This is a genomic window from Streptomyces sp. NBC_00239, assembly GCF_036194065.1.
Classification (GTDB): domain Bacteria; phylum Actinomycetota; class Actinomycetes; order Streptomycetales; family Streptomycetaceae; genus Streptomyces.
The window spans coordinates 7,707,268-7,732,793 of the sequence record NZ_CP108095.1 but is presented as its reverse complement, the minus strand read 5'-3'; the positions used below and the strand labels follow the sequence as shown (position 1 = coordinate 7,732,793).

The following is a 25,526-nucleotide window of genomic DNA, read 5'->3' as shown; positions in this document are numbered from 1 at the left end:
TCCCGCTCAGGCGATGCCGTAGCGGGCCCCGATGCCCGCGATCAGGAGCTGCAGGCCTTCCTCGAAGCCGGTGTCGTAGTCCTGGAAGAGGTCGGCGCCCGAGGCAGCGGCGAGCGGGAAGTCGGCCATCCGCGCGGCGCGTTCGGCCACGTCGTACCCCTCGCGGCGTTCGCCGGGGGCCGGTTCGACGCCCTGCTCCTCCGTGACGAACCCGAGCGTGAAGAAGTAGGCCGTGGAAGTGGCCCGGACGGCCTGGCGGAGCTCGAAACCGGCCTCCACCAGGGCGCGGAGGGTGTCCTCCAGCTGCGCCGCGTGCTCGGTGCCGGTGAACCGGGAACCGCTGAAGACCTTCGCGCCGTCGCGGTAGCCCAGCAGGGCCGCACGCAGGCCGCGGTTGCCGGCCAGCAGCAGCTCCTGCCAGCCGGCGTCCGCGGCGGGCGGCCCTGCGGCGACCATCCGGCGGAACATCTCCGTGGCCATCTCGTCGAGCAGTTCCTGCTTGTTCTTGAAGTGCCAGTACAGGGCGGGGGCCTGGACGTCCAGCTCCCTGGCGATCGCGCGCAGGGTGAGCCCTTCGAGGCCGACGTCGTTCAGCAGCCTGAGCGCGGTGTCGACGGCCTGCGCCCGGTCCAGTTTCGGGGTTCTACGGTTAGCCACACTTGACAGCTTAACAGCGTTAAGTGCACGCTCTCGGGCATCGGAACTTAACAGCGTTAAGGAGATCGCCATGGACACTGACGTCCTCATCGTGGGAGCCGGCCCGACCGGGCTCGCGCTCGCCGTCGACCTCGCCCGGCGCGGGATCCGCGCCCTCGTCGTGGAGCGGGCCGAGGGCCTGTTCCCGGGCTCGCGCGGCAAGGGCCTCCAGCCCCGCACCCTGGAGGTGCTGGAGGACCTCGGCCTGCACCGGGCGATCCTGGCGGCGGGCGGCCCGTACCCGGTCGGAATGATCTGGAAGGACGGCGTCCGGCAGGGCGAGCACCGGATGTTCGACGAGACCGAGCCGAGCGAGGGCGCCCCGTACCACCAGCCGTGGATGGTGCCGCAGTGGCGTACCCAGGAACTCCTCCACGCCAGGCTCACCGAACTCGGCGGCACGGTCGCCTTCGGCCGCGAACTGGTCGGCATCACGCAGGACGGGGCCGACGGCGACGCCACGGCCGGGACGGGTGACGCGGCCGGGGCTGCCACGGCGGCCGGGACGGGTGACGCGGCCGGCGCCGGAACCGCGGCCGGGGTCACGGCGGTGTTCGCGTCCGGCGAGACGGTCCGCGCGCGGTACGCGGTGGCCGCCGACGGCGGCCGGTCCACGGTGCGGCGCACCCTCGGCATCGGCATGACCGGTGAGACCGTGGACCCGAACCCGATCCTGGTGGCCGACGTCCGCATCACCGGCCTCGACCGGGACCACTGGCACGTCTTCCCGCCGGCGGGCGGCGAGGGCTTCCTCGCCATCTGCCCGCTGGCGGGGACGGACCGCTTCCAGGTCACCGCCCAGTTCCTGAACGCGGCCGAAGGCGTCGGGGCGACCGCCCCGGACATCTCCCTCGACGGCATCCGAAAGGCCGTCGCCGCCCGCTCGCACCTGGCGCCCGACGCCGTCACCGAGGTGCACTGGGCGTCGGACTTCCGGCCCCGGGCCGCGATGGCGGACCGTTTCCGCGACGGCCGGATCCTCCTCGCCGGCGACGCGGCGCACGTCCACTCCCCCGCGGGCGGCCAGGGCCTCAACACCGGTGTGCAGGACGCGTACAACCTCGGCTGGAAGCTGGCCGCGGTGCTGGCGGGCCACGCCCCCGCGTCCCTCCTCGACTCGTACGAGGAGGAGCGGATGCCGGTCGCAGCGGACATCCTCGGCCTGTCCACGGCCGTGCACCGCGGCGAGATCCGGCGCGGCGAGGCCACCCAGCAGCTCGGCCTCGGCTACCGCGACGCGTCCCTGTCGGTGGAAACCCGTACGGGCCTCCCCGAGGACGCCCTGCGCGCGGGCGACCGCGCCCCGGACGGCATCCGCGCCGGCGTCCGGCTCTTCGACGCGTTCCAGGGCCCGCACTGGACCCTGCTGACCGTCGGCTCCGCGGAGTCGGACCCGGCCGCCGGCACCACGGCGCGCGGCGAGGGCGGCCTGCCGTCGGTGCGCACCGTACGCATCCCGTCGTACGGGGCCTACGGGGACGGCGTCTTCCTGATCCGCCCGGACGGCCACATCGGGTGGGCGGGCGACACCGCGGACGGAGCCGCCCGGTACGCGGCCCGGTTCGGCTTGGGCATCGGCAACGGCAACGGCAACGGCAACGGCTCGGGCATCGGCATCGGCATCGGGGACACCGCGCCCCTCGCCTGAGGCCGGGGCCGGGGCTACGGCTACGGCTGGCTACCGAGCGGGCGGGCGGGGACGGGCCGGGGGACGGGCGTCGTAGGGTGCGGGGGTGATCGACTTCCACGCAGACGCACCCGTCCCCGGCAGTCTCGACGTCGTCTGGCACGCCGGCTGGCCCTCACCGATGCACGACCCGGCTCCGGAGATCCAGGTACACGCCTACTCCGAACACACGCTGGTGCTGCGCCAGAACAAGTCGGCGCACTACGAAGCCCCCTTCCTCTTCCTGCTCTTCGGGAACGAGCGGGCGATCCTCATCGACACCGGCGCGAGCCCGGACCCGGCGCACCTCCCGCTGCGGGCCACCGTCGACGCCCTGATCGACGCCTGGCTGGCCCGCAACCCGCGCCCCCGCTACGGCCTCGTGGTCGCCCACACCCACGGGCACGGCGACCACATCGCCGGCGACGCCCAGTTCGCGGACCGCCCGGACACCCAGGTGGTGGGCGCCTCCCTGCCCGAGGTGATCGACTGGTTCGGCTTCGAGTCCTGGCCGCACCGCCCGGCCGAGCTCGACCTCGGCGGGCGCGTCCTCGACCTGATCCCCGGGCCCGGCCACCGGGAGGACGCCGTCGTCTTCCACGACCGGCACACGGGCCTGCTGCTCACCGGGGACTCCCTCTACCCCGGCCGTCTCTACGTCAGCGACGTCGACGCGTACTCCGCGACCGTCGACCGGCTGATCGCCTTCTGCGCCACCACGCCGATCACGCACGTCCTCGGCTGCCACATCGAGATGACCCGCACCCCGGACGAGGACTACCCGCGGGGTACGACGTACCAGCCCGACGAACCGCCGCTCCAGCTGACGACCGCGCACCTGCACCGACTGCGCAAGGCCCTGGACGAGCACGTCGGCCCGTGCGGTGACTTCATCGTGGTGTACCCCGGGTAGCTCCCACGCCCGAGCCGTCCGCAGGCGGCTGGCCGTACCCGAGGTACCCAGGTGACCGGGGTGACCGCGGTACCCGACAGGACCGGCGTACCCGAGGGGCGGGTTTTCGCCGATTCTCCCATTCTCGCCACGGCGCGACGCCGGATCACTAGCTTGAGCCGGGCAGGAGTCCGGCAGGGGCGGGAGCCCGCTGTGCCGGGCGTGACGCAGCACGGCAAGGGAGTGGACAAGTATGGCGAACGTGGAAGTCTCCATGAAAGAGGCGATGACCTCGATCGACGGCGCCCTCGGTGTAGCCCTCGTGGACTACACCAGCGGTATGGCGCTGGGGACCCTCGGCGGCGGGAAGGACCTCGATCTGACGGTGGCCGCGGCCGGCAACACCGACGTGATCAGGGCGAAGGTCCGCACGATGGAGATGCTGGGCCTGCAGGACGACATCGAGGACCTGCTCATCACGCTGGGGGGCCAGTACCACCTCCTCCGACTGCTCCAGGGCCGCAACGGCAGCGGCCTCTTCCTGTACCTGGTGCTCGACAAGAACCGCGCCAATCTGGCGATGGCCCGCCACCAGCTCAAGCGGATCGAGGCCACGCTGGAGTTCTGACCCGCGTTTCCGGCGGCCCACGCATGCCCACGAATTGAAGACTTCTTCAATTCGACAGATCCAAATCCGGTCAAATGCGGGTCTGGGCGGGTCGCCGGGACGCGACCATGACACGAGGACCGCCGAGCCGGCGCACCGGACGTGCACACGGCGGCCGCGGTCCGCGCGACATCACGCGACAGCTGGAGCACCCGTGGGAATGCAGGTACCGCTGTACCAGGCGAAGGCGGAGTTCTTCCGCATGCTCGGGCACCCGGTCCGGATCCGGGTGCTGGAGCTGCTGCAGGACGGGCCGATGCCCGTCCGCGATCTGCTCACGGAGATCGAGATCGAGGCGTCCAGCCTCTCCCAGCAGCTCGCCGTCCTGCGCCGCTCCGGCATCGTCATCTCCATCCGCGAGGGCTCGACGGTCAGTTACGCCCTTGCGGGCGGCGACGTGGCCGACCTGCTCCGTGCGGCCCGCCGCATCCTCACCGAGATGCTCGCCGGCCGCACCGAACTCCTCGCGGAACTCAGAGAGGCCGCCCCGGCGGCTTCCGGGGGCCGGACCGAGCGGTAGCGGACGGACACGGACGCAGCCCGGACCCGTTTCCTTCCTGCGCCGACGCAGCGGGGGGGGCAGGCATGCGGACGGGCCCGTCCTGTGATCAGGACGGGCCCGTCGGCACGGTGACGCGCCCGGTTCGGGGCGACTTCGGTTCGGTCAGCCCTTCGCGGGTGCCGCGGCGTCCCCCGCGACCTCGGACTCACCCGCGGACTCGGACCCGGCCTCGCCCTCGGATCCGGCCTCGGCCTCACCCTCGGACCCGGCCGCACCGGCCTCCGCGGCCTCCGTGGTCTCTGTCGGTGCCGGAATGGCGCCGGCGCCGGCGGCCTCGGCCGGACGGGGGATGCGGTGCAGGCCCCGGCGGTCGTAGAAGCGGGTGACGGCGAAGCCGAAGAGCAGCGCGGCGACCAAGGCGATGGCCATGGCGGTCCAGCCGCGGGTGAGGCCCGCGCCGGCCTGGGCGTCGAAGTAGAGGATCGAGCGCAGACCGTCGGTGATCTGCCGCAGCGGCTCGAACTCGGCGAGCGTACGGAAGAACCCGGGCAGCGCCTGGACCGGCACGGTGGCGCCGGACGAGGGAACGGCCGCCGCGATGAAGACGATGGTGGCGAGGAGCATGCCGGGGGTGCCGAAGGCGGCGAACAGCGCGAGACCGCCCACGCCGACGACGAAGACCGTGGCGACCGAGTAGAGCCACAGCAGCCCCAGGTGCGAGGCGTCCATGTCCAGGATGCCGACCGTGGCGACCTCGACCAGCGTGCCCATGAGCACGGACAGGCCGAGCATGAGGACCGAGCCGATCGCCAGCGTGCGGACCCGGTTCGTGTGCCGGAGCGGCATCCGCTGGCGGAACGGGCCGAAGTCGGCGTGCAGGTAGCCGAGGGCGGAGTCGACCTGCGAGTTCACGAGGTTGGCGCCGAGCATGCCGCAGACGACCAGCACCAGCGCGTAGTAGAAGGCGCTCAGCCCCATGGCACTGCGGGCGCCCAGCGGGTGGCCGTCGGCGACCGTCACGGTGACCGGGTCGGTGAGCATCAGCCGGGCGGCGGGCGGGAGCTGCGCCTTGCTGCCGCCGGCCTGCTGGAGGAGTTCCTTGCCGAGCTGGGCGGAGGCGGCGTGGGCCGCCTTCTGCGTGGCCTGGGAAGCCATGGAGGAGCCGATGCTGCCGGCCGCCTGGTTGGTGAGAACGGTCAGCGTCGGCGGCGCGAGCTGCCCGGCCTGCGGCGCCCCGGCCTGCTGCCCGGCCCCGGCCCCGGCTCCCGCCCCGGCCTTGGCCCCGGCCGGCGGCTGCGGCGGAGCGAGCAGGCCGGTCACGGTCGCCGTGAAGTCCTTGGGGATGACGAGGGCGCCGTAGAGCTTGCCCTGGCCCAGCCGCTCGTCGGCCTCGGCGCGGGTGAGCACCTGCCAGTCGATGCTGTCCTTGCCCCGGGCCGCCTTCTCGATGCCGGCGACCACCTGGTCGCCCGCGTTCATCTGGCGGCCGTTGACCTTGGCGCCGGTGTCCCCGTTGACCACGGCGACCGGGAGGTCGTGCAGGTTGCCTCTCGGGTTCACGTTGCCGCCCACGTACAGCAGGGCGAAAAGGATCGACACCACTGCGGCGATGAGGCCGGTTCCGATCCACAGCCGTGGGCTGCGGAGCACGGAAGGGGGTGTGGGCTGAGGCATCGTTTCTCCGGTGCGGTTACATCGGCGGTCACGTCAGGTAGTTGGATACTTGGAATATCCAGTAGTTGGATAGTGGCAGTATCTTGTTGGAGAGTCCAATTCACGGACGGATGCGGGAGCCGGGTGCCGGGCCGCGCACACCGCAGGGAGGCCGCATGAAGATCTCGGAACTGAGCCGGCGCACGGGCGTGCCGGTCGCGAGCATCAAGTACTTCCGCCGGGAGGGCCTGCTGCCCGCAGGCCGGGCGACGGCCGCGACGCTGGCGGAGTACGGGGAGGAGCACGCCGAGCGGCTGCGCCTGATCAAGGCGCTGACCACGCTCGGCGGGCTGACCATCGCGGCCACGCGCGACGTGCTGGGCGCGATCGACCAGGCCGACAGCACGGACGGCGCCCTCGGGGCGATCAGCTACGCCCTGCCGGTGCCCGTGGTGTCCCAGCCGTCGGCCGACACCGACGAGGAGGAGCGGGCCGATGCCGCCGCGCGGGCCGAGGTCGCGGACCTGATCGCCGCCATGGACTGGCAGACGCCCGACACCTCCCCGCACGTCCAGGGACTCGCGGCCGCGCTCAAGGAACTGCACCGGCTGGAGGCCGGCTACGCCCCCGGGGAGCTCGCCGCGTACGCGGACCTGGCCCGGTCCGTCGCCCGCCTGGACCTGGAGCGCGCCGCCACCCTCGACGATCCGGTGGCGCTCGCCGAGCGGGCGGTGATCGTCTTCGCGATCTGCGCGCCGGTCTTCGAGCTGCTGCGCCGCCTCGCCCAGGAGGACCAGGTCCGCCGCCGCAGCGCCCGCGACGCCACCGCCTGACCCGCGGGCCCCCGGTGCGCGGCCACGGGCCCAACCCCCGCCTCCGGCCGACCGGTTCGAGCAGCGGTCCAGGCCGGCGGGTACCGTACACCCGTTCGCCGATCCGCTCGAAAGGCCGCCTCATGACATGGACGGGACGCACGGTGGTGCGCGACGGAGTACGGCTCGCCTGCCGTGACTGGGGTGGCGAGGGCACGCCGGTGGTCCTGCTGCACGGGCTCGCCGGCCACGCCGGCGAATGGGACGCGACCGCCCGGGACCTGCGCGACCGCCACCGGGTGGTGGCCGTCGACCAGCGCGGCCACGGCGCCAGCGACCGCACCCCGCGGGACGTCTCGCGCGCCGCCTACGTCGCCGACGTCGTCGCCGTACTGGACGGGCTCGGGCTCGGTCCGGCCGTCCTGGTCGGCCAGTCGCTGGGCGGGCACACGGCCATGCTCGCCGCGGCGGCGCACCCCGAACTCGTCCGCGCGCTCGTCCTCGTGGAGGCCGGTCCCGGCGATCCGAACCCGGAGACCCCCGAGGAGATAGGCGGCTGGCTCGACTCCTGGCCGGTGCCCTTCCCCTCCCGGGAAGCCGCGGTCCGCTTCCTCGGCGGCGGCCCGGCCGGTGAGGGCTGGGCCGACGGGCTGGAGGAACGCGACGGGCGGTGGTGGCCCCGCTTCGAGCGGGACGTCATGGTCGCCTCGCTGGAGGAGCTCACCCGGCACTCCTTCCGGGCCGAGTGGGAGCGGATCACCTGCCCGACCCTGGTCGTCCTGGCCGAGTCCAGCTTCCTCCGGGCGCACGACGTGGACGGCATGCTCGCGCGCCGCCCCGGCGCCACGTCCGCGAGCGTCCCGGGCACCGGACACGACGTCCACCTGGAACGCCCCGACGCCCTCCACCTGCTCCGCGACTTCCTCGCCACGACCACGGCCGTGGCCACGCCGGACTGACGACGAGTTCTGCCGTTCTGCCGGACCACCGGACGGCGGGACCACCGGACGGCCGGACCACCGGACGGTCTGCCGGTTCCGGGCGGAGGCCGGACCGGCGACCGCGGCGGGGCAGCGGGAGCGGGAGCGGCGGGGGCCGCGCCTCACTCCTCCCCTTCGGGCACGATGCGGCCGTCTTCGTCGAGCGTGAGGTGCATGCGCGTCGGTTCCTGGCTGTTGAGGTCGGACGGGCGGGGCCCCTCGGGCCCGTCCGGGCCCCAGCGCAGCAGTCGGCGGGTCCGCGCGATCCGGTACACGGTGCCCTGGAACTCCAGCCGGTTGACGCGCGGCCCGGCGCGCAGCGTCCGCGACGCCTCGGCGAACCCGGCCAGATCCGCGGCCCGCGAGCCCCCGGCGGGGACCGCGGCGTCGGCCGTCCAGTTGTGGGCGTCGGTGTGCATGTCCGCGCCTTCGGGGATGTGGCCGTGCATCCGCGGCCACATCCACGTCAGCGCGAAGTCCAGGGACAGGCGGGCGGCGTGCGCGCTCGCGTGCGGGCCGCTGACCGGGGTCCACGACCGCGCGGCCTGCTCGACCACGGCGAACGTCGCCGGCAGCACCAGCACGTCCGGGTACGTGTCCAGCGCCCGCCGCGAATCGGCGCGCACGTGCTCGGGGAACCGCTCACCGGTGTAGCAGAGTTCGCGCAGTGCGAGCTGTTCGAGGGCCTGGGTCGGGGTGAGCGGCGCGTCCGGGTCCAGGACGAGGTCGTCATCGGTCTCGGGCGCCTTGGCGCTCCGGTCCCAGTCGGGCACGGGCGGCTCGGGATCGGTGGGCCGCGGCGCTTCGATGCCGTCCGCTCCGGAGCCGGCGTACTCCTCGGCGCGTACGACCCGGTAGCGGGTGCCCGCCACGTCGAGGTCGTCGACCCGTTCGGTCTCCAGCCGGGACACCGCCGCGAGCAGTGCGCGCCGCTCCGCCTTGTCGTGCGCGTGGTCCTTGGCCTGGAACCACAGCTTGGAGTTCAGTCCGTCGCGCGCCTGCTGCGGGCAGCCGGAGGTCACCGCGACCACCACCCGCCACCGCTGCCCGTCATCGGGGCCCTGCGCCGCCACCCCGAACAGCGGTCCGCGGACGATCACGTCGCCCGCACGCCGCACCGCGTCGACCGCATCGGCTTCCACTGCGGATTCCACCGGTTCCACCGGCAGCCGCACCACCATCGGCCGTGACCGGCCCGGCTCTACATCCCGACGATCCATCCCCCCATCCTGCCCACGCCCACCCCCGACCGCCCCGGATTCCCACATTCCCACCCCTCTGCGGTGACCCTCCCCCCACCACGGCTCGACGGGGGAACGCGGCCTGCACCAGCGGGTGTCAGAGACGGTGGGCCGGGCGGCGGTCGCCGCCCCCGCCAGGGCGTTCGGCCGCGCCCGCCGGGGCTGTGGCAGGAATGGTTCGGCGCGGTCCGACACGGCGGCTAGGGTCTCGCCGGCCGCTGTCCCGGCAGGCGGAAGCCGTTGAAGAGGTCGTCCATGCCGCGCAGGGACAGGCGGTCGGGGGTGGCTCGGACGGCGAGGTCGCGGGCCGCCGCCGCGAGCGGGTTGCGGAGCGCGCCGAGCCGGCCGACCCGGCGGGCGCGGAGGCGTACGGCGTCGGTACGGTCCCGGCGTGCGGCGGTGTACGCGGCGAGGGCGGCGGGAACGGCGTGCGGGCCGTCGTCCCCGTCTCCGGCGGGCAGCAGGTGGGCGAGGATCACCGCGTCCTCGATGGCCTGGCAGCCGCCCTGGCCGAGGTTGGGGGCCATGGCGTGGGCGGCGTCCCCGAGCCAGGCGGTCCGGCCGTGGTGCAGGCGCGGGAGCGGGGCGGCCAGGTCGTACAGGTCGTTCTGGAGCACGTCGTCGGCGTCCAGCCGGCCGACTCGGTCCAGCAGGGCCGGAATCGGGTCGTGCCACGCGCCGAAGCGCCGTCGGAGTTCGGCGCGGGGATCGGCGGACCGGGTGCCGGCCGGCACGACGGCGGTGGCGTACAGGTACAGCCGGCCGTCCGACAGCGGCGTGACACCGAACCGCTCGCCCCTCCCCCACGTCTCGCTCATGGCGGAGATCCGCAGCTCCGGGGCGTGGACCAGGGCCCGCCACGCGGTCTCGCCGGTGTAGTGGAGGCCGGGGTGCGCGGGGAAGTGTGCCCTGCGCAGCGGGCTGTGGATGCCGTCGGCGGCGACGACCAGGTCGGCGGCGAGGTCCGGACCGGCCGCCGTCCGCACGGTCACGCCGTCCGCGTCCTCGGCCTCGTCGACGCCGGTCACGGCCGTGCCGTGGCGCAGGGCTTCCGGTGGCAGCCCGGCGGCCAGCGCGGCGGTGAGTGCAGGGCGGGGAACCGCGATCGGGGCCATCCCGTACCGGGCCGCCATCGCGTCGGTGCCGACCCGCGTGAGCCACCGGCCGTCGGGCCGCCGTACGCCCATCGTGGCGGCCACCGCGCTCCCGGCGGCGTGCGCCGCGTCGACGCCGATGGCTTCGAGTGCCCGCAGGGCGTTGGGCGCGAGCCCTATTCCGGCGCCGGTGACGGGTGGTTCGGGAGCCCGTTCGCACACGGTGACGCGCCAGCCGCGCCGGTCCAGTGCGACGGCGGCCGTCAGCCCGCCGATCCCTGCTCCCACCACGACCGCATGCCGCTTCGCCACGGAACACCCCTCCACCCGACTCGGGGTCCCGGTTAGGCCCCAGGACCGCCACTCTACATCTGTAGAGTCACGGTCATGCCTGAGACCGAGATCGTGACCGCGAACCATCCCTACGACCTCCCGCAGTGGATCACCGTGCCGGTCACGGGCGGCTCCCCCGCTTACCCGGCCTGGGCGGCGGAGGAGTCCAGACCCCGCCGACGGGAGACGCCGTCGGCTCCGGGGAACCGTAGTTCCGCTACGGCTTGGACGTCACCGTGGCGGTGAAGCCGCAGCACTCGAACTTCTGGATCGCCGCGCCCGAGGTCTTCCCGATCCTCACGCGGTTCAGCCGCGCCGTGGTGTTCACCGCCGAGGCGACGACCGCGACCCCGCCCGTACCGCCCCGGATCGTGTCCTTGGTGGCGGTGAAAGAGCCGTCTTGGAGCGCCATCCCGAAGTACGTGTTGTCGACGAGGTGGTTGTGGCTGATCTCGGCCGTGTCGAACGCGTAGATGCCCAGCTGGTTGCCGGTGAGGCGGTTCTTGGTGATGACCGTCCCCGTGCCGCCCGCCAGGATGCCGGCGTGCTGGAACTCGTTGAAGAAGTCGGGCCCGCATTCCGGATCGGGCTCGCGGCACGCGTTGTCGCTGACGACGTTCTGTTCGATCCTGCCGATCGCGCCGACGAACTCGATCCCGTCGGTCGACAGCCTCTTCTGCCCCGTCACGACGTTGCGCACCAGCGTGGCGCGGGACCCCTCGTTGAGCACGACGATGCCCGAGCCCTGATAGTCGGTGATGCGGGAGTCGCGGATGTTCGCCGAGCCGGTGCCGACTGGCAGGTCACCGATGAGGACCGAGCTGGCGCTGCGGAAGCACGGGGCCATGGGTGTGTCCTGGATGTGCGTCACCCGCGCGTGGCTCAGGTCCAGGTGTGCGCCGCCCAGGACCCGGATGCCCGCGCCGAGCGCGCCCTCGTCACACGTGCCGGAACCCGGCCCGCTCACCGCGAGCCGGGACATGTGCACGGAGGCCGCGTTGTCGAGGGTGACGAGCGAGTTGCGACCGTCCGAGCCCGTCACGAGCTGTTCGGGGGCGCGGATCGTGGTCTTCTGGGCCCCCGCACCCGTGAGCGTGAGGTTCTTGCCGATCACGACCTGCTCGCGGTAGACGCCGGGTCGTACGGCGATGTGGTCCCCGGGGCGCGCGGCGTCGACCGCGGACTGAATGGTCGGGTAGGCCGCCGTCGGAACGACCAGGTCGCGCGGCTTCGTCACGGCGGACGCCGGCGCGAGAGCGCCGACCGCGACGAGCGGTACGACCGCCCCGAACAGCAAACCCACAATGCGTGCAGACCGCATGATGCTCCTTCAAGCGAGCGGACGGGCAGGCGGATCCGGCCGGGACGGGCGCACGACCGCGTCGGTTCGATTCCGCTCGCGCGGGCCCGGCAGACCCGCCGCCCATCATGGGCAGCGCCGCGACGACACGGCCCCGCACACCACCGGGAGGGGCTCATTGCAGTAACGGACTCACCGCAACGGCCCACCCAGGGCCCTCGTGCCGGGGGCGCAGCGTTCGGCGAGTTCGGTGCGGGCGGTGGCCGGGAGGCGCTGGGCGGCTCCCCGGCGGCCGGCGTCGAGGAAGGCGCGGCCGGCGTCGAGCCAGCGCGGGAGGGGTTCGACGCCGGCGAACTCGGCGAGGCGGGCGAGTTCCGTTTCCGGATCGTCGAGGAGGTCTTCGTAGGACAGGGTGGCGCGGCGGGAGCCGGGCACCCGTTCCAGGTGGGTGACGGCCTCGATGACCAGGTGCGACCACAGTTCGCCGAACCTGCCGACGGGCATCGCGCGGTCGCGTACGAGGGCGGGGTCGAAGCGTTCGCCGAGCAGGGGGCTCAGGTCGGGCGGCAGCGTTCGGACGTGTGCGGGGGTGAGGTCCGCGGGCCGGGCCACGCCGGTGCGCTCGAGGATCTCCCGGAGCAGCACGATGGTCCGGTAGCCGGGGTGGCGGCTCATGGACAGGGCGCAGTCGGGTCCGTTCCTGAACAGGTGGACGAACCGGGCCTCGGGGAAAGCGGCGTGCAGGCGTGGTACCCACTCGCCGGAGTACCCCGAGCGTTCGATGACGGCGGTGCGGCCGAACCGCTCGCACAGCGTCCCGAACAGGGCCCGGTAGTGGTCGGCCGCCGGCCGCACGGGCCGGTCCGCGATCTGCGGGGCGAGCGCGTCGAGCAGGGCGTCCGGATCGTCGCTGAGGTGGGGCAGGACCATCAGGAGCAGCGCGGGAATGCCGGTGGTTCCGGTCGCGCACCTGCCCGGCCGGCGGGTGTAGAGGAACTCCGGAAGCGGCAGGCCGCTGCGGATCATGGTTTCGAAGACGGGGTTCGGGTCGGCCAGCAGTCGCCAGAACTCCGCACCGGAGAGGACCCCGTCGGGCAGGCCGCCCGGACCGACCGAGGCGAGCAGCTCGTTGAGGCTCAGTACGTCGGGGTGCATGTTCACGATCCGGGACAGCGCGGTCGAACCACTGCGCCCCGTACCGACGATGAAAGTCAGACTTCGCACGGTCCCTCCAAGCGCCTGTACGGCGATGCGGGTGGGTGACCGGAGGGGGTCCGCAGCAGCCTCCCACGAACGGGGGGCGCACCGAAGCCGTTCCGCCGCCCCTGGTGCGGTGCGGTGCGTTCGGTCTTCGGTGCGCCCGGCCGCTCGGTCGGTCAGTGGCGGTCGCCGAGGTCCAGCCGGTCCAGGAGGCCGGCGTCGGTGAAGGCGGCGACCAGCGCGTCGCGGCCCTCGGTGAAGTGCGCCCAGCTGTCGTAGTGGACGGGAACCACCCGGCGGGCGCCGAGGATCCTGGCGGCGTCGGCGGCCTGCGCGCTGTCGAGGACGATCACGGCGTTGTCGAAGAGATCGGGGAAGCGCGGGGCGCCCGCGAAGAGGAAGGCGGTGTCCACCGGGCCGAACCGCTCGGCGATCTCCTCGACCAGGCCCAGCGAGGCGTTGTCGCCGCTGACGTAGACCGTGGGCAGGTCCTGCCCGGTGAGGACGAAGCCGACGACCTGTCCGGTGAACGGTTCGACCTCCTCGCGGGCGCCGGGCCCGTGGAGGGCGGGCACGCCCGTGACGGTGAGGGTGCCGCCGCCGGGGCGGTCCAGGTCTATGGACTCCCAGTCGGCCAGCCCCTTGGCTCCCGCGCCCAGGCGCTGTCCGCCTCCGGGCGTGGTCAGGGTCAGGGGAACGTCGGCGAGCAGCGCCCGGCCGGATTCGTCGAGGTTGTCGGGGTGTTCGTCGTGGGAGAGCAGGACGACGTCGATGCGGCCGAGGTCGGCCGGTTCGGCGGAGGCGGGCGCCGTCTTGGTCAGCACGGCGCCCGGCACCTGGTAGTCGCGGGGCGCGTCGAAGGTGGGGTCGGTGAGGAAGCGCAGACCGCCGTACTCGAAGAGGGCGGTCGGGCCGCCGAATACGCGGACGGGGATCTGCTGAGCGGGCGCGCTGGTGTCAGTCATCAGAACCTCACGGATGGCAGGTGGTTTATCCGTGATGATCATAGCCGGATACTCATGGATAAACGCAAGCCGTACCATGAGAACCATGAGCGCGACCCACACCGCCGACCCCGTCGAGCCCGCCGGATCCGTGGCACCCGTCGAAACCGCCGAGTCCCTGCCGCCGCCCGCGCCGGGCGCGGAGGACCACCTCGCCCTCGACTTCGTCAACAGCGCCCTCGTACTGCCCGGACGGCACTCCGTCGACCTCCTCGACACCCCCGGGCGCACGAACCGGTGGCTCACCGCGCACGGCCTCGCACCGGCCGACGCCGGAGTGCAGGAGGTGTGCGCGGCGCGGCTGCGCACGCTGCGCGAACACGTCAGAGCGCTGTTCGACGCCCACGTCCGCGGCACGCCCGCCCCGCCCGTGGCGCTGTCCGCCGTCAACGACGCGCTGACCGGCGCCCCCGCGGCCGCCCTGCTGTACTGGAACGAGGAGAGGGGGCCCTACCGCGCGGCGCTGTGCCCCACCGACGAGATCCTCGCCCGCGCACTGGCGACCCTCGCGGCCAACGCGGCGGACCTCCTCACCGGTCCCGACGCCGACCGCCTCACCAGCTGCGGTTCCACCCCCTGCACCCGCTACCTGCTGCGCCACGGTCGCCGCCACTGGTGCTCCACCCGCTGCGGCGACCGGGCCCGCGCCGCCCGCGCCTACGCCCGCCGCACCCAGTCGAACGCCGGCTGAACCGCGTCGGGGGATGCGGCCTTCCCGGTACGGCGGTGGCCGGGCATGATGGCCGACGCCGGAGTTCCCCCGGGATCACGGGGGTTTCCCCGGGCTCAACGGCGTCGTCCGGGCTCCGCGGAGTCGTCCGGTCTCGGCGAAGTCCGCCCGGGCCGCCGACCCGAGTTCACCCTCGCTCGACGAAGTCCCCGCGAATCCGGCCGAGTTCACCCGAGCGGGGCCGTCCGGTCCCCGCCACCGACCCCGACGCGGAGGTCCGTGTGCCGTCGCACGAGCAGGCCAGGCGTGACGAGCTGTACCTCGACCCGTACCCGCTGTACGCCCGCGCCCGCCGGGCCGGGGGGCTGACGTACGTACCCGAATGCGATGCGTGGCTGGTGGCCCGCGACCGGGACGTACGGGAAGTGCTGTTGCGCCCCGAGGACTTCTCCTCCGCCAACGCCCTGACGCCGGACGTCGTGCCCGCGCCGGCCGCGCTCGCCGTGCTCGCGAAGGGGTTCGGGCCCTGCCCGACCGTGGTGACCTCGGACGGCGCGGAGCACGCCCGGCACCGGGCCGTACTGAACCGCGCGCTGTCCGCGCGGCGCGTGGCGGCCCTGGTCCCGTACGCCCGGCAGTGCGCGCGGGAGTTGGCCGACGGGATCGCGGCGGACGGCGCCGCCGAGTTGATGGGCGCCTACGCCCGCCGGCTGCCCGGCCTCGTCATCGGCCGGCTGATCGGCCTGGACCCCGCGGACGTGCCCGCCGCGGTCCACGGCGGGTACCGGGCCGAGGAGTTGCTGTTCCGGCCCCTGCCGCCGCAGGAACAGGTGGCCGCAGCCTCGGACGTCGTCGCCCTCCAGCACCTGCTGGACCGGTACGTCCGCGACCGCCGGGCCTCGCCCCGCGACGACCTGTGCTCCACCATGGTGGCGGCCCTCGCACCCGGCGACTGCGAGCTGACGCTCGCCCAGCGGCAGGAACTCGTGGCGAGCCTGCAGAACCTGCTCATCGCCGGATTCCTGACCACCGCCGCGCTCATCGGCAGCACCCTGCTGCACCTGCTGCGCGACGACCGGGCCCCGTGGGAGAGGCTCTGCGCCGATCCGGCGCTGATACCCGCCGCGGTGGAGGAGGCCGCGCGTTACGACACGGCCGTACAGGCCTTCCGCCGGATCACCACCCGGCCGCTGACACTGGCCGGCACGGCCCTGCCGGCCGGGGCCGCCCTCCTGGTCGCCTTCGGATCGGCCAACCGGGACGCCGACCGGTACGAGCACGCCGACCGGTTCGACATCGACCGCCCGCTGGACCGCCGCCACCTCGCCTTCGGCCAGGGGCCGCACGGCTGCCCGGGCTCGCAGCTGGCCCGGCAGCAACTGCGGCTCACACTGGACCTGTTCACCCACCGGCTGCCCGACCTGCGCCTCGCCCCGGACGACACCGCCGCGGCCATGCGCCCCACCCTGATCCACCGCTCGCCGCACACGCTGCACGTCACCTGCTGAGCGTCACCTGCTGCACGATGGCGCCCGGTTCCCTACTCCGTGTCCGCGTTCCGGGTTGCGCGTGCCGGGCAGACGTACCGGGCAGACGTACCGGGCCGCGACCGCTCAGCGCAGTACGGCCGCCAGCAGGTCGGTGCCGAGCCCCGCCAGGTCGGGCAGGTTGAGGGTGTAACGGACGTACCGGCCGCGGCGCCGGGCCGTGAGCAGGCCCGCGCGGCGCAGGACGGCGAGGTGGCGGGAGACTTCCGGGGGCGAGAGTTCCCAGGCGTGGGCCAGTTCACGGGTCGTGTGCGGGCCCCGGGCCAGGGTGCGCAGCAGCCGCAGCCGTACCGGATGCGCCAGTGCCTCCAGCCGGAGGGTGACCGTCTCCAGCGGTACCGGCTCCGCCGGACCCGGCTCGGCCACCGGGTACTGCACCACCGGCTGCCACCCCCGCGCGTGGACCGCCGCCAGGTGGGGGCGGCCGAAGACGCTGGGGATGAAGGTGACCGCGGCGCCGCGGGCGGTGGTCGCCTTGTCCAACAGCTTGTCGAGGACGATCCAGTCGCCGTCGGGCGCCAGGGTGACCGCGCCGGAGACCGACGCGAGTGCGGCCTCGATCCCCTCGTGCTTCAGCAGGTCGTTCTTGAGCCGCAGGTCGGTGGCGAGCTCCACGGCCACGCCCGCCCAGGCGGCGTCGAAGAAGGCCTCCGCGCACTGTTCGAGGGTGTGGCGCACCCGCGCCCGCACCGCGGCCGGATCCGCGAGCAGCCGTTCCGCGAAGACCTCCTGCAACGGCCCGCGGGCCTGCGCCAGGTCCAGGGCCCGCTCGCGCGCGGTCGCGGCGGTGAGCGGCGACGACGCGCCGAAGGAGACCCGGCTGCTGCCGCACGTGGTGACGAGCGCCGCGGTGACGTACGTGTCGTCGTCGAGCCGGTCCACGTCGTCCAGCTCCTCGGCGAGGGTCGGCCGGGGCCGGGCGGGGATCAGGAAGTCGGCCTGGGAGGAACGCCAGAGGAACTCCGCCTCCCGCAACCGCTCGGCCAGTTCCGGCCGCAGCCCGGCCCGGACGTCCGCGGCCCAGCCGGCGTGCCGCGGATGATGTCCCGGCTCGGCCAGCACGTGGAGCATCGCCGTCAGTTCGGCCAGCGGAGAGGCGGCGAAGCGCAGTCGCTCGGACGGCGGGCCACTGATGTCGATCTTCAACGTCACCCTTCATCATCACCCACCGCACGGCGGACGGCGTCGCCGGTTGACGGACACCGTCAACCGGCGCACCCCGCCCGGCGGCCGCACCGCACCGTTGCCGCCATGGCCCTCACCACCGAGCTCCCGCCCGGCGCCCGCGTCGGCGTCCACGCCCGCTTCCGCGCCCGCGCCTCGGCACTCGTCCGCGCCTCCGGAGGCCCGCGCTACGCCGTCGCCCTGACCGTGGACGCGCTCGGCACCGGCCTGCTGCGGCCCTTCCTGCTGCTGTACGGGGTGGCGGTGCTGGCGCTGTCCGCGCCGGCCACGGGCGTGGCCATGACGGTCGGCGTGGTCGTGGGTCTGGTGTGCATGCCCGTGGTGGGCCGCTGGCTGGACCGGGGCGCCCGCAGCACGGTCGTGGCGGCGTCGATGCTGGTACGGGTGGTGGGCGTGGCACTGCTGCTGGCCACCCCGGCGGGGCACGTCGGGCTGTTCGCGGCGGCGGCGCTCTTCCTGGGCCTCGGCAACCAGGCCTGGCCGGCCGCCCACGCGGCGGTCGTGGCCACTGTCGCCCAGGGCCGGGAGCGGGACACCGCGCTCGCGGCGGGCCGCGCCCTGCGCAACGCCGGCCTGGGCGTGGGCGCGCTCGTCGCCACCGCGTGCCTGGCGGGCGGCACCACCGCGTTGCAGGCACTGGCGGCCGTCACCGGGCTCGCGTACCTCACCGCGGCGGCGCTGGCCTGGTCGGTCCGCCTGCACGCGCATCCGGCCGCGGGCCCGGCCGGGAACGGAGACGCAGCCGGGGGCGGAGGCTCGCCGGGGGCCGACACGCCCGTGCCCCGGATGCGCGCGCTGCTGGCCGCCAACGTGGTCTACGTCTTCTGCCTCAACGTCCCCGAGATCGCGCTCCCCCTGGTCCTGGTGACGCAGCTGCACGCGTCCCCGGTCTGGTCGGCGGCCGTCTTCGTGGCCAACACGGTCCTGGTGGTCACCCTTCAGGTGCCCGTCACCCTCCTGTTGTCCCGCTTCCGGCGGCGGACCGTACTGGCCGCCGCCGGCGTGGTGCTCGCCGCGTCCTACACGGGCTTCCTCGCGGCCACTTCGCTCGGGCACGGCTGGGGCGCACCGGCCGTCGCCGCGGTGTCCGTGGTCTGCACCCTCGGCGAGATCGTCTACGCCGGCACCGCCACCGCTCTCGTGACCGCCCTCGCCCCCGCCCGCGTCCTGGGCCGCACCCTCGCCCGCTTCGAACTCTCCACGGGCTTCGGCCTCGCCGTCTCCCCCGCGGTCATCACGGCTCTCGCACCCCACGGCCCGGCCGCCCTGTGGGGCAGCCTCGCGGCCGCGACGCTCGCCTCCGCCGGCGCCGTTGCCACCGAGAAGGATCACGGCGCCGACCCCGGCGGTGCCGACCGGCCGGCGCGCCGTATGTGAGGCTCCGCGCCGAAGGTGAGCCGCCGCGCGCCGACGGCACGACGCCGACCGCCCGTGGCAGCGCGGAGCCGCCCCGACGCCTGACGTCGGGGCGGCCGCACCGTGCGTGACGTCAACAGGCGTCGATCTTGTGAGGGTGTTCCGGGAGCCGCCGCGGTCCTCGGAGTACACACCGGACGTGGTGTGGCGGAGCTCGCCGCCATTGCCGTACATCCGGGCTCCGGTGCCGGACGACCGGTTGCCGGACCTGCGGGCTCGCTCAGCCGGCGTGGCGGACCCGGAAGCGGCCGGGTACCGCCGGGTCCCGGTCGGCGACTTGGACCGGCGCCCACGCCCACTGCCACACGCTGATGCCCGGTGTACGGGTGAACGCGATCTGCCCGCGGGTGCCTTCGACCGCGACACGCGGCCAGGACTCGGCGATGCGCGCCCGGTCCGCGCCGTGCGAACGCAGCAGCCCGGCGAGGACGGCGACCGTGTCGTACCCCTCGAAGGCGACGAACGAGGGCGCTTCTGCCAGCCGCTCGCACAGGGCCGCCCGGACGCGCGCGCCCAGGGGACCGAGGCGCTCGGGCAGGTAGCGCAGGAACGGGATCCCGCGGCCGTCGGCGCCCAGCAGGGCCTCCCATTCGGCGAACTCCGGCTGCCCGGCCGGAGCACCGATCAGGACCTCGGCGAGCCGCTCGTCGCGGCGCACCGCCCGGACGACCGGCACCGCCGGGTCCGGGTGACCGACCAGGAGGAGCAGGGCCGTCGCGCGCCGGGCGGCGAGTTCGTCGCACAGGGCCGTGGGGGCGAGCGCGCTCGCGTCGAGTTCGATGACGGTGCCGCCGTGCGGCGTGAGGCGGTCCCGCAGGATGCGGGTCCCCGAGGCCCAGTAGGCGCTCGGCTGCGCCGCCACGGCGATGCGCCGGTGGCCGGCGGCGAGGAGGAAGTCCGCGTAGATCCGCCAGCCGTGGGACTGCGCCGGGGCGAGGCGCGCGACCCGTCCGGTCGGCGTCTCGGTGAGCCCGTCGAGTACCGCCGACGAGCAGAGGAACGGCAGGCCGAGGGCGTCGGCCCGGGCGGCAGCGGCGCGGGCGACGACGCTGTGGTACTCCCCCGCCACGGCGGCCACGCCCAGGCGGGCCAGTTCGTCGACGGCCGCCGCGGCCCGCTGCGGATCGGCCGCGGTGTCCCGGACCACCAGTTCGAGCGGTCGACCGAGGATCCCGCCGGCGTCATTGACTTCGCGGACGGCCAGTTCGAGTCCGGCGAGGAGGTGCCGGCCGGCTTCGGCCCAGCCGGGTCGGGTCAGCGGGGCGAGAGCGCCGATCCGGAGGGTCGAGCCGGCGCGTGACCCGGCGGGTGTTCCTTCGCGCGATCCGTCGAACGATGCGGCGGTTCGCTCCGCACCGCCCGGCGACGGCGGCGTGTTCGTGCTCATGCGTGGACGTCTCCCCGGGGCGATGCGACTGCCGGCCATTGCAACCACCGCCCTCGCCCCAGGCAACCGATTATTCGCCCTCGAAGCGTTCGCATCCAATTGATTGCAACGATAGAGATCGACCGTGTTGCATTAGACGCGAGACCATTGCAACGATTTCTCCTGCCTGACCTGCGATATCAGCAATTCGACGCAACGAGCATGTTGCCTGATCTTTGAATGCAACGTAGCGTTTCCATCATCAGAAACCGGGCGGGCCGGCAGTGGCCGCGAACACCGAAGAAGGAGAGCACCATGTACAAGTTCGAGACCTCCGCACCCGTCTCCGCCGTCCTCGACATCCCCGCCGGACGGATCCGGTTCGTCGCCGCCGACCGGGACACCACCACCGTCGAGGTCCTGCCCGCGAACGCCTCGAAGAGCCGCGACGCGCAGGCCGCCGAGCAGATCACGGTCGCGTACGCCGACGGCGTCCTGCGGATCGGGGCCGCACCGGCGAAGAACCGGATCCTCGGCGACTGCGGATCCGTCGAGGTGACCGTCCGGCTGCCCGCCGGCTCCGGCGTCGAGGCGAAGACCGCCAGCGGCGAGTTCCGGGGCGTCGGACGCCTCGGCGACGTCGTCTTCGAGGGCGCGCAGGCCCAGGTCCACCTCGACGAGACGGCCGGCGCCCGCCTCTCCGTCCAGGCCGGCGGCATCGCGGTCGGCCGCGTGGACGGCGCCGCGGAGATCAGCGTCCAGCAGGGCGACATCACCATCGCCGAAGCCGTGCGCGGCACGGTCACCCTGCACACCGAGTCCGGCGCGATCTCGATCGGCGCCGCCCGCGGAGCCTCCGCCACCCTCTACGCGAGCACCTCCTACGGCCGCATCCAGAACGCGCTGAACAACACCGACGGCACCGCCGCCGACCTGAACATCCGCGCGACAACCTCGTACGGCGACATCACCGCCCGCAGCATCTAGTGCTGTGGGGGTGTCCGGTGCTGCGACCGGCGGGACCCCGGGTCCCCCCGGAGTCCCAGCGGTACGTTCCGACGCAGCCCGGCGGGCACGCGGCGCGCTGGGCCTCCCCGTACGCGGCGGCGCTCCTAGAAGAAGGGGCTGTACACGTTCATGTACGTGCTGGAGATCTTCGTACGGGCGGCGAAGGTGGCCGTGCCGCTGCGGCCCGTGGAGCTGTAGCGCCACATGTCGCCCGCGGAGTCCCTGGCGACGAGGTCGCTCTTGCCGTCCCCGTCGAGGTCGCCCGGTGCGACCACCAGGTTGTATCCGCTCCAGTTGTCACGGAGTTCGGCGACCTTGACCGGGCGCTCGAACGGGCGCGCGGCGGTCCCGGTGCCCTTGTAGAGGAAGAGCCCGTTGGTGCCGAGGGCCAGCAGGTCGGCCCGGCCGTCACCGCTGTAGTCACCGGCGCCGAAGAGGTTGCCGCGGAACGGGCTCCAGCCCGCGCCGACCTTGATGCGGGCGCCGAGCCGAGTCTGGTAGGCCCCGTCGCCGGGGTGCAGCCACAGGATCCCGTCCTCGCCCATGCCCAGCAGGTCGCCCTTGCCGTCCCCGGTCAGGTCGCCGGGGCCGACCGTGGTGCCGTATGTCCAGCTCGTGCTGGCGACCCGGCCGGCGATGCTGAGCTTGCTCCCGTACTGGGTGAGGAAGCTGGCGTGATTGCGGTTGTGCAGCGCGGTGGCGTAGGAGAAGCGGCCGCCGGCGGCGGGCTTGGTGCCCGGATCCCACGCGATCTCGAAGGGCTCGGCGTACTTCCCGTTCGCGGTGTTCTCGAACTTCCACCAGCTCTGGTCCGCCGACTTGATGCCGATGCTCTGGCTCTTGCCGTAGACCTGGGTGGTGCCCGCCCCGATGAGGAAGCAGGTGCCGTCCCACCCGTTGCCGCCCCGCCGGGGCGCCCCGAACTTGCCGCCGCCCGTGGCGGAGTACGTGTACACGTAGCCGTCCCGCTTGCGCGCGTACAGGTCCGCCCGCCCGTCGCCGTTCTGGTCGTCGGCGGCGATGATCTGGTTGTACGCGTTCCAGCCCGTGCCGATCTTCACGCGGGCGCGCAGCGGCGCGGTCGCGGATCCCGACCCCTTGTAGAACCACAGCGTGCCGTCCAGCGAACGGGCCAGGACGTCTCCGGTGCCGTCGCCGTCGACGTCGTTGGCGCCGATGACCTGGTCGTAGATGCCCCAGCCGTTGCCGACCTTGACGCGCGGGCTGAACGGGTCCGGCTTCAGCCGGCCGGTGCCCTTGTAGAGGTAGAGGTCCCCGGACGGCGTGCGGGCCAGCACGTCGGGCTTGCCGTCGCGGGTCACGTCGCCGGGCGCGATGATCCGGTTGTAGACCTGCCAGCCGCGCCCCACCCAGTACGGGGTCGTCGTACGGTCCGGGATCGCCGAGGAGAGGGAGAGCCGGCCGTCGGCCGACAGGGTGAGCAGCTCCGGATAGAGTTCCGCGCCCAGGTTGCCCACGGGGATGAAGTCGACGAACTGTTCGTTCGGATCAGTGGACTTGACGAGGAACGGCTTGGGCTCGGAGCCGGTCCTGGTGGGCCAGGCGTAGGTCGAGCCGTCGTTCTCCTGCGATATGAGGTCGCTGACGCCGTCGAGGTCGATGTCGTGCAGCGGCTTGGCCCTGGCAGCGGCCCGGACCCCGCCGGCCGCGGCCGGCCCGAAGGCGTCCTCCGCGAGGGTGCCCGCCGGTCGGTTCCGCTGCGCCCGTGCCCGGTTCGGCGCCTGCGTCTGATTCTGATCCTGCGTCGCGCTCGGACCGGCCGGAGGCCCGGCCGTCCCGCCGCCGGCGGCCGCGCTGGGCCCCGCTAACAGCAGCCCGGCGCAGAGCGCGAGGGCCGTACCGGTCGCGACCCGGCCCGAACCCATGAGACGTGTAGAGAACAAGATCTCCCCCTGCGAGAGTCTCGCGGGGGCGTGCCCGATCGATCCACCACCCCCGCCCGTGCCCCGCACCCTACCCCCGCCCCACCCGCCGAAGGCCCCGGGCGGCCGCCGTACCTCCGGGGCGGCCGCGCGGGGAGGGGGCGGCCGGTCAGCCGTTGGCCGCCGCCGCGGCGAGGAGGACGTCCACCAGACGGTCCGCGGCGTCCGGCCGCCCGTACGCACGGGCCTGCTGGGCCATGGCCGCCCGGCGCGTGGGGTCGGTGAGGAGCGGGCCCACCGCTTCCTGCAGGGTCTGCACCGTGACCTCGCCCAGGAGCGCGACGGCCGCGCCCGCGTCGGCCAGGTGCCGGGCGTTGTGGGCCTGCTCGTTGCCCGCCGACGTGGCGAGCGGCACGAACACGGCCGGCTTGCCCAGCGCCGTCAGCTCCGCCAGCGTTCCGGCCCCGCTGCGGGACACCACGACGTCGGCCAGCGCGAGTACGTCCGGCAGCTCGGGCCCGACGAACCCCGTCAGGTGGTACCGCCCGGCCAGGACCGGGTGGAGGCTCGCGGCGGCGCCCCGGAGTTCGTCGACGTTCGCCGGACCGCACTGGTGGATGACGTTCGCGTGGCTCAGCAGCCACGGGAGCGCGTCGCGGACGACGCCGTTGATCTGCTGGGCGCCCTGGGCGCCGCCGGTGACGTACACCGTCGGCAGCCGCCGGTCGAACCCGTGCAGCGCCAGCGCCTGGACGGCCTTGTCGGGGTGGCCGGTCAGCACCTCGGGCCGTACCGGGTTGCCCGTGACGACCGCCCGCCCCCGCACGTCGGCGGGGAGCAGCGGCAGCGAGGACTCCGAGGACACCGCGATGCGCGTGGCCGAACTCGCGAGCTTGCGGTTGGCCAGGCCCAGCCGGACCGTCTGCTCGTGCAGGACCAGCGGTCGCCGGCACATCCGCGCGGCCAGCCCCGCCGGGACGGCCACGTACCCGCCCGTCGCGAGGACGACGTCCGGCCGGAACTCGGACACGATCGACCGGGCCTGCGCCACGCCGAGCGGCACCTTGGCCATGTCCTTCATGTTCGCGGCGGACAGCATCTTGAGCGGGTTCGACGACCGGCGGATCTTGCCCGTGGCCACCGTCTTGAACGCGATCCCCTCCGCCGGGGCGACGCGCGCCTCAAGGCCGTCCGCGGTACCGATCCACAGCACGTCCAGCGTGCTGCCCGCGGCCGCGAGGCGTCCCTGCAGGGCACGGATCGCCGTCAGTGCCGGATACGTATGACCGCCGGTCCCTCCGCCTGTCACGAGCAGCCGGAAGGAACGCGGGAGCGAGGAGGTGTTCACCCTGGTCACCCTACTGTTCGAAAACGCGCGAGCACGACCGGGCGGGCACGGGCGGGCGCCACCGGGCGAGCACGGCGAGCACGGCCTGCGCCCCTCGGACCCCCGTGGACCGGGCCGTCGGCACACCGCGTGCGTCGCCGCGGACTCCGTCCCCTAACCTCGGGAACGGAGACGTCGGATGCGGTGGCTGTCCACGGTGAGGAGCGAGGGTGTTCGGCAAGGGCATGCGCCTGTTCGCGGGCGCCGTGATCGTGGCCGGGGCCGGCATGGTGCTCGTCGGCCCCAGTGCGCCGGGTGACGCCCGCGTCGCCAGGTCGCTGCCCGACAAGGACGTCAGGAACGTCGTGCCGAACCGGGTCATGACGTGGAACATCTGCAACCCGTGCTCGGCGAGCAACATCGACCGGGCCGCGGAGATCGCCGCCCGCGCGCCCCAGGTCATCGGCATGCAGGAAGCGTGCGTGCGGGACGTCGAGATGATCCGGGACCACCTGGAGAACACGTACGGGCTGGTGTACCACGTCGAGTACGGGTCGGTTCTCGGCAATTGGAGCCGCTGCGGGGGCCTGCCGTGGAGCGCGGGGGCCTTCGGCCAGGCGCTGCTCTCGGCGGCGCCGATGGCAGACCTCGTCACCGTGGAATACCCCCACGGCGGATCCGAGGACCGCGGGTACATGGCGGTGACCACCACGGTGGGCGGCCGGCCGGTCCGGGTCTTCAACACGCACCTTGCCCAACGGCGTCAGGAGGCGGTCCGTGCGGAGCAGACCGCCGTACTCGCCGCGGACGTCGCCCGGCACGACCGCGCGATCGTGCTCGGCGACTTCAACGCCGTGCCGGGCGCCTCCGAACTCGCCGGGATGTGGGCACTGGCCGCGGACACGGACCCCCGCTGCCGTCCCTCGTCCGCCGGCGACTGCGAGCCGACCACCGACTGGCAGCTCAAGTTCGACTACGTCTTCCTGCGGGGCATCGCCCCGCTCGGGCACCGCGTGGGTCCCAGCCCGTACTCGGACCACCACCTGCTCGACACCGACCTGAACGTGACGTGACCGGGCGCACG

At 73.7% G+C, this 25,526-nt stretch carries 23 protein-coding genes; 12 read left to right on the top strand and 11 right to left on the bottom strand.

The window, feature by feature from the left end:
- Nucleotides 1-6: 6 nt before the first annotated feature.
- Complete coding sequence (locus tag OG764_RS34255) at nt 7-657, bottom strand: TetR/AcrR family transcriptional regulator C-terminal domain-containing protein (protein ID WP_328972222.1); 651 nt, start codon at nt 655-657, stop codon at nt 7-9.
- A gap of 70 nt (nt 658-727) precedes the next feature.
- On the opposite strand from OG764_RS34255, the gene OG764_RS34250 reads away from it, so the two are divergent.
- The 4 genes from OG764_RS34250 (at nt 728) to OG764_RS34235 (ending at nt 4,441) form a co-directional block, all read left to right on the top strand.
- Nucleotides 728-2,344 (top strand): FAD-dependent monooxygenase, encoded by a 1,617-nt coding sequence (locus OG764_RS34250; protein ID WP_328972221.1) that lies wholly within the window; start codon nt 728-730, stop codon nt 2,342-2,344.
- An 85-nt stretch (nt 2,345-2,429) separates the two neighbouring features.
- Complete coding sequence (locus tag OG764_RS34245; protein WP_328972220.1) at nt 2,430-3,275, top strand: MBL fold metallo-hydrolase; 846 nt, start codon at nt 2,430-2,432, stop codon at nt 3,273-3,275.
- Between the two features lie 232 nt (nt 3,276-3,507).
- Nucleotides 3,508-3,882, top strand: coding sequence for a hypothetical protein (locus tag OG764_RS34240; RefSeq protein WP_328972219.1), 375 nt, complete (start codon nt 3,508-3,510; stop codon nt 3,880-3,882).
- Between the two features lie 199 nt (nt 3,883-4,081).
- Nucleotides 4,082-4,441: an ArsR/SmtB family transcription factor gene (locus OG764_RS34235; RefSeq protein ID WP_328973266.1), complete on the top strand. Its 360-nt coding sequence runs from the start codon at nt 4,082-4,084 to the stop codon at nt 4,439-4,441.
- A 144-nt stretch (nt 4,442-4,585) separates the two neighbouring features.
- Here OG764_RS34235 and OG764_RS34230 read toward each other — a convergent pair whose 3' ends face one another.
- Nucleotides 4,586-6,097 (bottom strand): DUF3533 domain-containing protein, encoded by a 1,512-nt coding sequence (locus tag OG764_RS34230; protein ID WP_328972218.1) that lies wholly within the window; start codon nt 6,095-6,097, stop codon nt 4,586-4,588.
- Nucleotides 6,098-6,252: 155 nt separating this feature from the next.
- Between OG764_RS34230 and OG764_RS34225 the strand changes: the two genes are divergently transcribed.
- Together OG764_RS34225 and OG764_RS34220 are read left to right on the top strand one after the other, a co-directional pair.
- Nucleotides 6,253-6,909: a MerR family transcriptional regulator gene (locus OG764_RS34225; protein ID WP_328972217.1), complete on the top strand. Its 657-nt coding sequence runs from the start codon at nt 6,253-6,255 to the stop codon at nt 6,907-6,909.
- 122 nt (nt 6,910-7,031) lie between these two features.
- Nucleotides 7,032-7,847: an alpha/beta fold hydrolase gene (locus OG764_RS34220; RefSeq protein WP_328972216.1), complete on the top strand. Its 816-nt coding sequence runs from the start codon at nt 7,032-7,034 to the stop codon at nt 7,845-7,847.
- Nucleotides 7,848-7,990: 143 nt separating this feature from the next.
- Here OG764_RS34220 and OG764_RS34215 read toward each other — a convergent pair whose 3' ends face one another.
- Entirely contained in the window at nt 7,991-9,088 is a 1,098-nt protein-coding gene (locus OG764_RS34215; RefSeq protein ID WP_443056134.1) for a DUF5954 family protein, read from the bottom strand.
- A gap of 221 nt (nt 9,089-9,309) precedes the next feature.
- The gene (locus tag OG764_RS34210; RefSeq protein WP_328972214.1) at nt 9,310-10,515 is read right to left on the bottom strand and encodes an FAD-dependent oxidoreductase; all 1,206 of its coding nucleotides are present in this window, start codon (nt 10,513-10,515) and stop codon (nt 9,310-9,312) included.
- 75 nt (nt 10,516-10,590) lie between these two features.
- Between OG764_RS34210 and cutA the strand changes: the two genes are divergently transcribed.
- Entirely contained in the window at nt 10,591-10,782 is a 192-nt protein-coding gene (gene cutA, locus OG764_RS34205) for a divalent cation tolerance protein CutA (protein WP_328972213.1), read from the top strand.
- Here cutA and OG764_RS34200 read toward each other — a convergent pair.
- From OG764_RS34200 to OG764_RS34190, 3 genes are all read right to left on the bottom strand, one after another.
- Nucleotides 10,754-11,857: a right-handed parallel beta-helix repeat-containing protein gene (locus OG764_RS34200; RefSeq protein WP_328972212.1), complete on the bottom strand. Its 1,104-nt coding sequence runs from the start codon at nt 11,855-11,857 to the stop codon at nt 10,754-10,756. The genes cutA and OG764_RS34200 overlap by 29 nt on opposite strands.
- Nucleotides 11,858-12,028: 171 nt before the next feature.
- Complete coding sequence (locus OG764_RS34195; protein ID WP_328972211.1) at nt 12,029-13,060, bottom strand: sulfotransferase family protein; 1,032 nt, start codon at nt 13,058-13,060, stop codon at nt 12,029-12,031.
- A gap of 152 nt (nt 13,061-13,212) precedes the next feature.
- Nucleotides 13,213-14,001, bottom strand: coding sequence for an MBL fold metallo-hydrolase (locus OG764_RS34190; protein ID WP_328972210.1), 789 nt, complete (start codon nt 13,999-14,001; stop codon nt 13,213-13,215).
- Nucleotides 14,002-14,086: 85 nt separating this feature from the next.
- On the opposite strand from OG764_RS34190, the gene OG764_RS34185 reads away from it, so the two are divergent.
- Both OG764_RS34185 and OG764_RS34180 read left to right on the top strand, forming a co-directional pair.
- Nucleotides 14,087-14,731, top strand: coding sequence for a CGNR zinc finger domain-containing protein (locus OG764_RS34185; RefSeq protein ID WP_328972209.1), 645 nt, complete (start codon nt 14,087-14,089; stop codon nt 14,729-14,731).
- A gap of 260 nt (nt 14,732-14,991) precedes the next feature.
- Nucleotides 14,992-16,218 carry a cytochrome P450 gene (locus tag OG764_RS34180; protein WP_328972208.1) on the top strand — a complete coding sequence of 409 codons (1,227 nt, stop codon included), beginning with the start codon at nt 14,992-14,994 and terminating at the stop codon, nt 16,216-16,218.
- Between the two features lie 105 nt (nt 16,219-16,323).
- Here OG764_RS34180 and OG764_RS34175 read toward each other — a convergent pair whose 3' ends face one another.
- Nucleotides 16,324-17,409 (bottom strand): helix-turn-helix domain-containing protein, encoded by a 1,086-nt coding sequence (locus tag OG764_RS34175; protein WP_328972207.1) that lies wholly within the window; start codon nt 17,407-17,409, stop codon nt 16,324-16,326.
- A gap of 99 nt (nt 17,410-17,508) precedes the next feature.
- On the opposite strand from OG764_RS34175, the gene OG764_RS34170 reads away from it, so the two are divergent.
- Nucleotides 17,509-18,819 carry an MFS transporter gene (locus OG764_RS34170; RefSeq protein ID WP_328972206.1) on the top strand — a complete coding sequence of 437 codons (1,311 nt, stop codon included), beginning with the start codon at nt 17,509-17,511 and terminating at the stop codon, nt 18,817-18,819.
- A gap of 259 nt (nt 18,820-19,078) precedes the next feature.
- Here OG764_RS34170 and OG764_RS34165 read toward each other — a convergent pair whose 3' ends face one another.
- Complete coding sequence (locus OG764_RS34165) at nt 19,079-20,245, bottom strand: ABC transporter substrate-binding protein (RefSeq protein ID WP_328972205.1); 1,167 nt, start codon at nt 20,243-20,245, stop codon at nt 19,079-19,081.
- Nucleotides 20,246-20,539: 294 nt separating this feature from the next.
- Between OG764_RS34165 and OG764_RS34160 the strand changes: the two genes are divergently transcribed.
- Complete coding sequence (locus tag OG764_RS34160; protein ID WP_328972204.1) at nt 20,540-21,211, top strand: DUF4097 family beta strand repeat-containing protein; 672 nt, start codon at nt 20,540-20,542, stop codon at nt 21,209-21,211.
- Between the two features lie 125 nt (nt 21,212-21,336).
- On the opposite strand, the gene OG764_RS34155 is transcribed toward OG764_RS34160, so the two are convergent.
- Complete coding sequence (locus OG764_RS34155; RefSeq protein WP_328972203.1) at nt 21,337-23,136, bottom strand: FG-GAP repeat domain-containing protein; 1,800 nt, start codon at nt 23,134-23,136, stop codon at nt 21,337-21,339.
- A 148-nt stretch (nt 23,137-23,284) separates the two neighbouring features.
- Nucleotides 23,285-24,463 (bottom strand): UDP-N-acetylglucosamine--N-acetylmuramyl-(pentapeptide) pyrophosphoryl-undecaprenol N-acetylglucosamine transferase, encoded by a 1,179-nt coding sequence (locus OG764_RS34150; protein WP_328972202.1) that lies wholly within the window; start codon nt 24,461-24,463, stop codon nt 23,285-23,287.
- A gap of 224 nt (nt 24,464-24,687) precedes the next feature.
- On the opposite strand from OG764_RS34150, the gene OG764_RS34145 reads away from it, so the two are divergent.
- Nucleotides 24,688-25,515, top strand: a complete 828-nt coding sequence (locus tag OG764_RS34145; protein WP_328973265.1) for an endonuclease/exonuclease/phosphatase family protein — start codon at nt 24,688-24,690, stop codon at nt 25,513-25,515.
- The last annotated feature ends 11 nt before the right edge of the window (nt 25,516-25,526 follow it).

What these genes read in the sequence shown, in the direction of transcription:
- OG764_RS34230 (WP_328972218.1), bottom strand. Translation starts at nt 6,097, where the DNA reads ATGCCTCAGCCCACACCCCCTTCCGTGCTCCGCAGCCCACGGCTGTGG.
- OG764_RS34220 (WP_328972216.1), top strand. Translation starts at nt 7,032, where the DNA reads ATGACATGGACGGGACGCACGGTGGTGCGCGACGGAGTACGGCTCGCC.
- OG764_RS34235 (WP_328973266.1), top strand. Translation starts at nt 4,082, where the DNA reads ATGCAGGTACCGCTGTACCAGGCGAAGGCGGAGTTCTTCCGCATGCTC.
- OG764_RS34165 (WP_328972205.1), bottom strand. Translation starts at nt 20,245, where the DNA reads ATGAGCACGAACACGCCGCCGTCGCCGGGCGGTGCGGAGCGAACCGCC.
- OG764_RS34225 (WP_328972217.1), top strand. Translation starts at nt 6,253, where the DNA reads ATGAAGATCTCGGAACTGAGCCGGCGCACGGGCGTGCCGGTCGCGAGC.
- cutA (WP_328972213.1), top strand. Translation starts at nt 10,591, where the DNA reads ATGCCTGAGACCGAGATCGTGACCGCGAACCATCCCTACGACCTCCCG.
- OG764_RS34145 (WP_328973265.1), top strand. Translation starts at nt 24,688, where the DNA reads ATGCGCCTGTTCGCGGGCGCCGTGATCGTGGCCGGGGCCGGCATGGTG.
- OG764_RS34170 (WP_328972206.1), top strand. Translation starts at nt 17,509, where the DNA reads ATGGCCCTCACCACCGAGCTCCCGCCCGGCGCCCGCGTCGGCGTCCAC.
- OG764_RS34240 (WP_328972219.1), top strand. Translation starts at nt 3,508, where the DNA reads ATGGCGAACGTGGAAGTCTCCATGAAAGAGGCGATGACCTCGATCGAC.
- OG764_RS34160 (WP_328972204.1), top strand. Translation starts at nt 20,540, where the DNA reads ATGTACAAGTTCGAGACCTCCGCACCCGTCTCCGCCGTCCTCGACATC.
- OG764_RS34250 (WP_328972221.1), top strand. Translation starts at nt 728, where the DNA reads ATGGACACTGACGTCCTCATCGTGGGAGCCGGCCCGACCGGGCTCGCG.
- OG764_RS34215 (WP_443056134.1), bottom strand. Translation starts at nt 9,088, where the DNA reads ATGGATCGTCGGGATGTAGAGCCGGGCCGGTCACGGCCGATGGTGGTG.
- OG764_RS34200 (WP_328972212.1), bottom strand. Translation starts at nt 11,857, where the DNA reads ATGCGGTCTGCACGCATTGTGGGTTTGCTGTTCGGGGCGGTCGTACCG.
- OG764_RS34190 (WP_328972210.1), bottom strand. Translation starts at nt 14,001, where the DNA reads ATGACTGACACCAGCGCGCCCGCTCAGCAGATCCCCGTCCGCGTATTC.
- OG764_RS34185 (WP_328972209.1), top strand. Translation starts at nt 14,087, where the DNA reads ATGAGCGCGACCCACACCGCCGACCCCGTCGAGCCCGCCGGATCCGTG.